The following is an 8,171-nucleotide window of genomic DNA, read 5'->3' on the forward strand; positions in this document are numbered from 1 at the left end:
GGTCGGCAGGGATGTCGGTGGTGACGTCGGTGGCGGGCGGGCCGAGTTCGTCCAGGGCCCGAGGTACGACGTCTTCGAGGCCGATCGTGGTGGTGGTGACGCCGAGTGCCCCGGCCTGCAGGCGACTCATGTCCAACAGGTTCGCCACCAGGCGGCTGAGCCGGTCGAGGGACTCGTCGGCGGTGGCCAGCAGCTCGTCGCGGTCGTCGGCGTCGAAGTCGACGTCGCGGCTGCGCAGGCTGGACACGGCGGCCTTGGCCGAGGCGAGGGGGGTGCGCAGGTCGTGGCTGACGGCGGCGAGCAGCGCGGTGCGCATCCGGTCGGCTTCGGCCAACGGCCGGGCGGCGGCGGCCTGGGCGGCGAGGCGTTCCTGCCGGAGCGCGACGGCGGCCTGGGCGGCGAACGCCTCGACGATGCGCCGGTCTGCGGCCTCCAGCCGGCGGCCGCAGAGGACGACCGTGAGCCGTTCGTCCACCGGTACGGCGGTCTCGCCCGCGTCGGGGTTCGTCGCCGGTGCCTCACCGACGCTCGCGACGATCCGCCAGGCGGCCTCCTCGCGGGCGCGATCCGGTCGTCCGCCAGCGGTGTCGACCAGCTCGAGCACGCTGACCGCGCGGAGCGCGAAGGTCTCCCGGAGCCGTTCCAGCAGCGCGGGCAAAGGCCGCTGGCCACGGAGAACGTTGCCGGCGACGGTGGCCAGAGTCTGCGCGTCGGTAGAGGCGCGGGCGGCCTCGCGGGTCCGTCGGGCGGCCACGTCGACGATCCAGCTGACCGCGACGGCGACGCCGACGAAGACGCCCAGGGCGAGCCAGTTGTCCCGCTCGGCGATGGTCAGTGTGTAGAAGGGCGGGGTGAAGAACCAGTTGAGCAGCAGTGACCCGCCGAGGGCGGCGAGCAGCGCCGGCCAGAGCCCACCGACCAGTGCCACGCCGACGACGCAGGCGAGGAATATCAGGATGTCATTGGTGAGGGTGAGGTCGGGTAGCGCCTTGAGTAGTGCGGTCAGGGCGGGCAGGCCCGCGACGGTGAGGACGAAGCCGTATAGCCGGCGACGTCGGGACAGCGCGGCCGGGACCGTCGGTCCGGGCCGGCCGCGACCGGCCTCGGGGTGGGTGACCAGGTGTACGTCGATGGGCCCGGACAGCGCGGTGGTGGTGACGCCGACTCCACGGGAGAACAGTTGCGCGACGCGGCTGCGGCGGCTGGTGCCGAGGACGAGTTGGGTGGCGTTGACGCCTCGGGCGAAGTCGAGCAGCGAAGCGGGGATGTCGGTGCCGAGGACCTGGTGGTAGGTGCCGCCGAGGCTCTCCACCAGGACCCGTTGCCGGGCGAGTCGGGCCGGGTCGGCGCCGGCGAGCCCGTCGCTACGTGCGACGTGTACGGCGAGCAGGTCGGCGCCTTTGCCGCGGGCGGCGATCCGAGCGGCGCGCCGGATCAGCGCCTCCCCTTCCGGTCCGCCGGTGAGCGCGACGACGACCCGTTCGCGGGCCTCCCAGGTCGCGGAGATGCCCTGCTGGGCTCGGTAGGCGTCGAGTTGCTCGTCGACGGTGTCGGCGAGCCACAGCAGGGCCAGTTCGCGCAGGGCGGTGAGGTTGCCGACGCGGAAGTAGTTGCCGAGCGCGGCGTCGATCTTGTCGGGACGGTAGATGTTGCCGTGGGCCATCCGCCGGCGCAGCGCCTCCGGGGTCATGTCGACCAGTTCGACCTGCTCGGCGGCGCGGACGACGGCGTCCGGGACGGTTTCCCGCTGGGTGGTGCCGGTGATCTGGGCGACGACGTCGTTGATCGACTCCAGGTGCTGGACGTTGACGGTGGTCAGTACGGTGATCCCGGCGTCGCACAGTTCCTGGATGTCCTGCCAGCGTTTTTCGTGGCGGCAGCCGGGCACGTTGGTGTGGGCGAGTTCGTCGACGACGGCGACCTCGGGGCGGCGGGCCAGGACCGCGTCGAGGTCCATCTCGGTGAACTGGGTGTTCCGGTAGGTGATCGTGCGGCGGGGGACCGTCTCCAGGTCGCCGATCATCGCGGCGGTGTGCTCTCGGCCGTGCGTCTCGACGAACCCGATGACCACGTCGGTGCCGCGTTCGGCGCGGCGGTGAGCCTCCTCGAGCATGGCGTAGGTCTTCCCGACGCCCGGTGCGGCACCGAGGTAGATACGCAGTTCTCCCCGTGGCACGGCATGAGTCCTTTCCTAGCGTTGCCGGCGGGCGCCGGGCCGGGACGGTGCCAGCGTCCCAGCCCGGCGTTTGTCGCGGTCGGCGTGCCGTCGTGTCTTCAGCGTGCCGTCGTGGTCAGCGTGCCGGAAGCTGTTCGTCCAACGCGAGGTTGAGCTCCAACACGTTCACCCCCGGCGAGCCCATGAAGCCGAGCGACCGGCCGGTGGTGTACTCCTGAACCAGGCGCCGGATCTCGCTCGGGTCCGCGCCCCGCTCGCGCGCGACCCGGTCGACCTGAATCTCGGCGTACGCCGGGCTGATGTGCGGGTCGAGGCCGCTCGCGCTGGCGGTGACCGCGTCGGCCGGCACCGCCGGCTCCGCCGGAGCATCGCCCCGGACGGGCACGATCGTCGCCCCGGCCGCCCGGTAGTCCACACCCGGGTCGGCCAGCTCCACCGGTACGCCTTCGTAACGGGCGATGAACGCAGTGGCGGGTGCGGTCTGGTTGACGCTGACCACCCGAACGACCGGCCCGGACAGGCCGTCACGGCGGAACACCGCCAGCACGGCACCGACCCCGTCCGGTGTGCAGTACGGGCGTCGTCCGTTGACGCCCTCGAGCTCACCGACCGCTGCGCTGCGGGCGCAGACCTGGGTGAGCAGGCTCTGGGTCGTGTCGTCGGGGTCGACGGCGATGGTGTCGACGATGTCCTCCGGGCCCAGGTTGCTGGCGCTGGTGGAGGTGGGGTCGTATCCGTCGCCGGCCGCCGAGGGGCGGGACTGGAAGTAACGCGGGACGGGGTCGCCGTCCGCGTCGGTGAACGACTGCCCGATCAGGGCGCTGCCCACGGGCCGTCCGTCGACCTCGATGATCGAACCGTCGGTCCCGCCCGCCAGGCCGGGAAACCGGCCGACGACGACCATCGCGAGCGGGTAGGCCAGACCGAGCAGCACGGTGAAGACGAGCAGGGCGCGCAGCGCGGCCAGGTGCAGGGCGAGCCAGGTAGGTAGGCGCATCACGAGATCCCTGGAATGAGCTGGATGAGCAGGTCGATGAGCTTGATGCCGATGAACGGCACGACGACGCCGCCGAGGCCGTAGATCAGCAGATTGCGGCGTAGCAGCCGCGACGCGGCGGCCGGCCGGTAGCGCACGCCGCGCAGCGCCAGCGGGATCAGCGCGACGATGACGACCGCGTTGAAGATCACCGCGGCCAGGATCGCCGACTCCGGACTGGACAGCCGCATGACGTTCAGCGCGTCCAGGCTCGGGTAGATGCCGGCGAACATGGCCGGGATGATCGCGAAATACTTCGCGATGTCGTTGGCGATCGAAAAGGTCGTCAACGCGCCGCGCGTGATCAGCAACTGCTTGCCGATCTGCACGATCTCGATCAGCTTCGTCGGGTCGGAGTCGAGGTCGACCATGTTGCCGGCCTCCTTCGCGGCCGACGTACCGGTGTTCATGGCGACACCGACGTCGGCCTGCGCCAACGCGGGAGCGTCGTTGGTGCCGTCACCGGTCATCGCGACCAGCCGGCCGCCGTCCTGCTCCCTACGGATCAGCGCGAGCTTGTCCTCCGGGGTGGCCTCGGCGAGGAAGTCGTCCACCCCCGCCTCGTCGGCGATCGCCCGGGCGGTACGCGGATTGTCACCGGTGATCATCACCGTACGGATGCCCATCCGACGCATCTCGTCGAAGCGTTCCCGCATGCCGGCCTTGACCACGTCCTTGAGGTGGATGACACCGAGGGCGCGGGCCGGTTGACCATCGAGGTGCTCGGCGACGACGAGCGGGGTGCCGCCGATGCCGCTGATCTCGTCGACGATCTGGCCGACCTGCTCGGTCGGGTGGCCGCCGTTGTCGCGTACCCACTTCATCACGGCGGCGGCGGCACCCTTGCGGATCCGTCGCACCTTCCCGGCCGCGCCGCCGCCGACAGTCGCGTCCGGGGTCAGGTCGACGCCACTCATCCGGGTCTGCGCGGTGAACGGCACGAAGACGGCGTGCGGCATCAGGCCCGGCTCGCGCTCCCGCATGCCGAATCCGTTCTTGGCGAGCACCACGACCGACCGGCCCTCGGGGGTCTCATCGGCGAGGCTGGACAACTGGGCGGCGTCGGCCACCCGGTCTGCGGTGACGCCCTCGACCGGGAGAAATTCGGCAGCCTGCCGGTTGCCGAGCGTGATCGTTCCGGTCTTGTCCAACAACAGCGTGTTGACGTCGCCAGCGGCCTCCACCGCCCGCCCGCTCATGGCGAGCACGTTGCGCTGCACCAGGCGGTCCATCCCGGCGATGCCGATCGCCGACAGCAGCGCACCGATGGTGGTCGGGATCAGGCAGACCAGCAGCGACACGAGCACCACGCCGGTGACTCCGCTGTCGGTGATCGCGCCGGTGTCCGGCGCGGCTGCCTGGTACGCCTTGGCGAAGATCGCCAGCGGCTGGAGGGTGACCACGGCCAGCAGGAAGATGATCGTGAGCGCGGCGAGCAAAATGTTGAGCGCGATCTCGTTCGGCGTCTTCTGCCGGTTCGCGCCTTCGACCAGGCCGATCATCCGGTCAATGAAGCTTTCCCCCGGCTTCTGGGTGATCCGCACGACGATCCGGTCGGAGAGCACCTTCGTGCCGCCGGTGACCGCGCTGCGGTCACCGCCGGATTCCCGGATCACCGGCGCGGACTCACCCGTGACAGCGGATTCGTCGACGCTGGCGATCCCCTCGATGACGTCACCGTCGCCGGGGATGATCTCGCCGGCCTCGACCACGACGACGTCATCTTGACGCAGCTGCGGTGCCGCGACGGGCTCCGTGCGCAGCGTGCCTGGGTCGGCTGCCGGGGTCCAGCCGACGACACGGGTAGCGACGGTGTCCGTCTTCGCCTTGCGCAGGGCTGCGGCCTGCGCCTTGCCCCGGCCCTCGGCGACAGCCTCGGCGAGGTTGGCGAAGAGCACGGTGAGCCAGAGCCAGACAGTGATCGCCAGCGCGAACACCGACGGGTCCGCGAGGACGAGGACGGTGGTGAACGCCGCGCCGATCTCGACGATCAGCATCACCGGGTTGCGCCACAACGTACGCGGGTCGAGCTTGCGCAACGCGTCCGGCAGGGACCGGATCAGCTGTCGCGGATCGAGCATGTCCTTCTCTCTCATGATGGTCACAGCCCCTCTGCCAGGGGACCGAGCGCGAGGGCCGGCAGGAACGTCAGCGCGACCAGGATCACCGTGACGCCCACGACCATCCCGACGAACAGCGGCCGGTCGGTCGGCAAGGTCCCCTCGGACGCGGGGGTGGGTCGCTGCCGGGCCAGGGAGCCGGCCAGGGCTAGCACGAGGATGATCGGCAGGAACCGGCCGAGCAGCATGCACAGGCCCAGTGCGGTGTTCCACCACGGCGTGCTCACGGTCAGGCCGGCGAACGCCGACCCGTTGTTGTTGCTCGCCGAGGCGAACGCGTACAGCACCTCGGACAGGGCGTGCGGGCCGGTGTTCAGCGCAGTGGAGTCGTTGCCGGTGGCGAACGCCGCCGCCGTGCCGATCAGCACCAGAGCCGGGGTCACCAGGAAGTACAGCGACGCGAGCTTGATCTCCCGCGAACCGATCTTCTTGCCCACGTACTCCGGGGTGCGGCCGACCATCAGGCCGGCGACGAACACGGTGATCACGGCCAGGATCAGCATGCCGTAGAGACCGGCACCGACCCCACCGGGCGCCACCTCACCGAGCATCATGTTGACCAGCAACATCCCGCCGCCGAGCGCCGTGTACGAGTCGTGGAACGAGTCCACCGAGCCGGTCGAGGTCAGCGTCGTCGATGACGCGAACATGGCCGAGTTCGACACGTCGAAGCGGACCTCCTTGCCCTCCAACGCGGCACCTACCGATTGCGGCACCGTGCCGTCGCCGGCCAGCTCGAACACGTTGGTCAGGGCGATGCTCGAGATCGCCAGGATCGCCATCACCGCCGCGATCGCGTAGCCCCGCCGGTTCTGTCCGACCATCCGGCCGAAGACCCGGGGCAGAGTGAACGGGATCACCAGCAGCAGGAATATCTCGAACCAGTTCGTCCAGGCGGTCGGGTTCTCGAACGGGTGGGCGCTGTTGACGTTGTAGAAGCCACCACCGTTGGTGCCGAGGTCCTTGATTGCCTCCTGGCTGGCCACCGGCCCGCCGGTGATGGTCCGGCCGCCACCGGTCAGCGTGGTGATCTCGGTGCCGGCGGAGAGGTTCTGCACCGCGCCGCCGATCATCAGCACGATCGCGGCGAGCACCGAGATCGGCAGCAGGACCCGCAACAGGATCCGCGTCAGGTCCACCCAGAAATTGCCCAACCCGCCCGTACGGCTGCGGGCGAACCCGCGGACCAGCGCGACCGCGACCGCGATGCCGACGGCGGCCGAGGCGAAGTTCTGCACCGCCAGGCCGGCCATCTGCACCAGGTGACCCATGGTCGACTCACCCGAATACCACTGCCAGTTCGTGTTGGTCACGAACGACACCGCTGTGTTCCACGCGCCATGGGTCATCACCGGATCGAATCCGAGCGACAGCCACAGGTGGTTCTGCAACCGCATGAACCCGTACAGGAACAGGATCGAGACGGCGGAGAACGCCAGCAGGCTGCGGCCGTACACGGCCCAGGACTGTTCGGCCACCGGATCGACGCCGACCAGGCGGTAGACGCCCCGCTCGATACCCGAGTGCCGGGTGCCGGAGACCACCCGGTAGAGGTAGTCGCCGAACGGCCGGTGCACGGCGACCAGCGCCACCACCAGCGAGAGGATGAACAGCGCACCCGCTGTCGTCACGGTCATCAGAAACGCTCCGGGAACAGCAAGGCGACCACCAGAAACACGGCCAGCCCGGTCGCCAGCACCAGACCGACGGCGTTGACCACGTTCACAGCTTCTCCACACCCCTCACCACCAGCGCGAGCACTGCGAACAGCGCCAGCGTCAACACCACGAACACCACGTCAGACACGCCTGACTCCTCGAATCGCCGTACCGGCTTGCAGCGGGCCGCCGTCCGGCCGCGCCGAGCAATCACAACGCCAGCCAGCCCGCAACGACAGGGCCCATCACGCGACCATCACGGCGAACCGGCCCTTTTTAACGCTCCCTTCACGCCGTCCCCCGACGGGGCCAGCGATGACTCGTCCCAGGACCGGAACCCCAGGCCGGCCCACCCTCGACCTTTCCCAGGCCGACGGTGCGCCGATGGTCGGAAGACACGGCTGGCGAGTATCTGCCGACGGCCCGCCTCGGCAGACAGGGCAGCGTCGATGGACAAGATGAGTCCGTGAGAAAGGGGTCGGTCATGGCGACGTCGGGAGTGATCTTCAAACGGTGCGGGTGCCGGGACGCCAGTGGCCGGCGGCTGGAACGGCGCTGCCCACGTCTGGGTGACCGCAGCCACGGCAGCTGGTACTTCCACTGCTCGGCGCGCGACATGCTCGGGGGTCGGGAACGGGTCCGTCGGGGTGGCTACCCGTCGCAGACCGCCGCCCGGCGGGCCCGCGACGAGTGGCTGGCCGGGACAGTGGCCGACCGCACCGCGCAGGGCTGGACCGTAGAACGGTGGCTGCGGCACTGGCTGGACACCCGTACCAGGATTCGGCCGACGACCCGGTTCCACTACACCCGCGACGTCGAGATCATCCTCATCCCCTATCTGGGCCGCTACCGGCTCGCTGACCTCGACGCCCGGCTGCTGCGTGCAGTGTTCGACCAGATCGCCCAGACCACCAACACCAAAGGGCTGCCCCAGTCGGCTGCGGCGATGCGGCCCCTGCGCACCACGTTGCGGGCGGCGCTGAACCTGGCCGTCCGCGAGGGTGTGCTGGAGTGCAACCCGGCCCGGCACATCGAGATCAGCGGCTACCAGCAGCCCCACGCGAAGGTGTGGACCGAGGCCCGCGTCGAGCAGTGGCAGACGACCGGTGACCGGCCGCCCGTGGCGGTCTGGACCGCCGACCAACTCGCCACCTTCCTGGGCGAGGTGACCGACGACTCGC

Annotated in this window: 6 protein-coding genes and 1 pseudogene; 1 reads left to right on the forward strand and 6 read right to left on the reverse strand. The window is 70.1% G+C overall.

Annotated features, from left to right (window positions below):
• From ACFHWT_RS30715 to ACFHWT_RS30740, 6 genes are all read right to left on the reverse strand, one after another.
• A partial coding sequence (locus ACFHWT_RS30715) for a DUF4118 domain-containing protein (RefSeq protein WP_416598140.1) occupies window positions 1-2,176 on the reverse strand: 2,176 nt, incomplete at its 3' end.
• 115 nt (window positions 2,177-2,291) lie between these two features.
• Window positions 2,292-3,173 carry a potassium-transporting ATPase subunit C gene (locus ACFHWT_RS30720; RefSeq protein ID WP_416598141.1) on the reverse strand — a complete coding sequence of 294 codons (882 nt, stop codon included), beginning with the start codon at window positions 3,171-3,173 and terminating at the stop codon, window positions 2,292-2,294.
• Entirely contained in the window at window positions 3,173-5,308 is a 2,136-nt protein-coding gene (kdpB, locus tag ACFHWT_RS30725) for a potassium-transporting ATPase subunit KdpB (protein WP_416598142.1), read from the reverse strand. The genes ACFHWT_RS30720 and kdpB overlap by 1 nt, the downstream gene beginning before the upstream one ends.
• Before the next feature lie 5 nt (window positions 5,309-5,313).
• A complete protein-coding gene (gene kdpA, locus ACFHWT_RS30730) occupies window positions 5,314-6,969 on the reverse strand; it encodes a potassium-transporting ATPase subunit KdpA (RefSeq protein ID WP_416598143.1) in 1,656 nt (551 codons plus the stop codon).
• On the reverse strand, window positions 6,969-7,058 hold the full coding sequence (gene kdpF / locus ACFHWT_RS30735) for a K(+)-transporting ATPase subunit F (protein WP_278110491.1): 90 nt from the start codon (window positions 7,056-7,058) through the stop codon (window positions 6,969-6,971). The genes kdpA and kdpF overlap by 1 nt, the downstream gene beginning before the upstream one ends.
• A complete protein-coding gene (locus ACFHWT_RS30740) occupies window positions 7,055-7,204 on the reverse strand; it encodes a hypothetical protein (protein WP_416598144.1) in 150 nt (49 codons plus the stop codon). The genes kdpF and ACFHWT_RS30740 overlap by 4 nt, the downstream gene beginning before the upstream one ends.
• Window positions 7,205-7,555: 351 nt before the next feature.
• On the opposite strand from ACFHWT_RS30740, the pseudogene ACFHWT_RS30745 reads away from it, so the two are divergent.
• Window positions 7,556-8,171 (forward strand): annotated as a pseudogene (locus ACFHWT_RS30745) (site-specific integrase); the annotation flags it as partial.

Origin of the sequence: Micromonospora sp. LOL_021 (assembly GCF_048060215.1) — a bacterium.
Taxonomy (GTDB): domain Bacteria; phylum Actinomycetota; class Actinomycetes; order Mycobacteriales; family Micromonosporaceae; genus Micromonospora_E.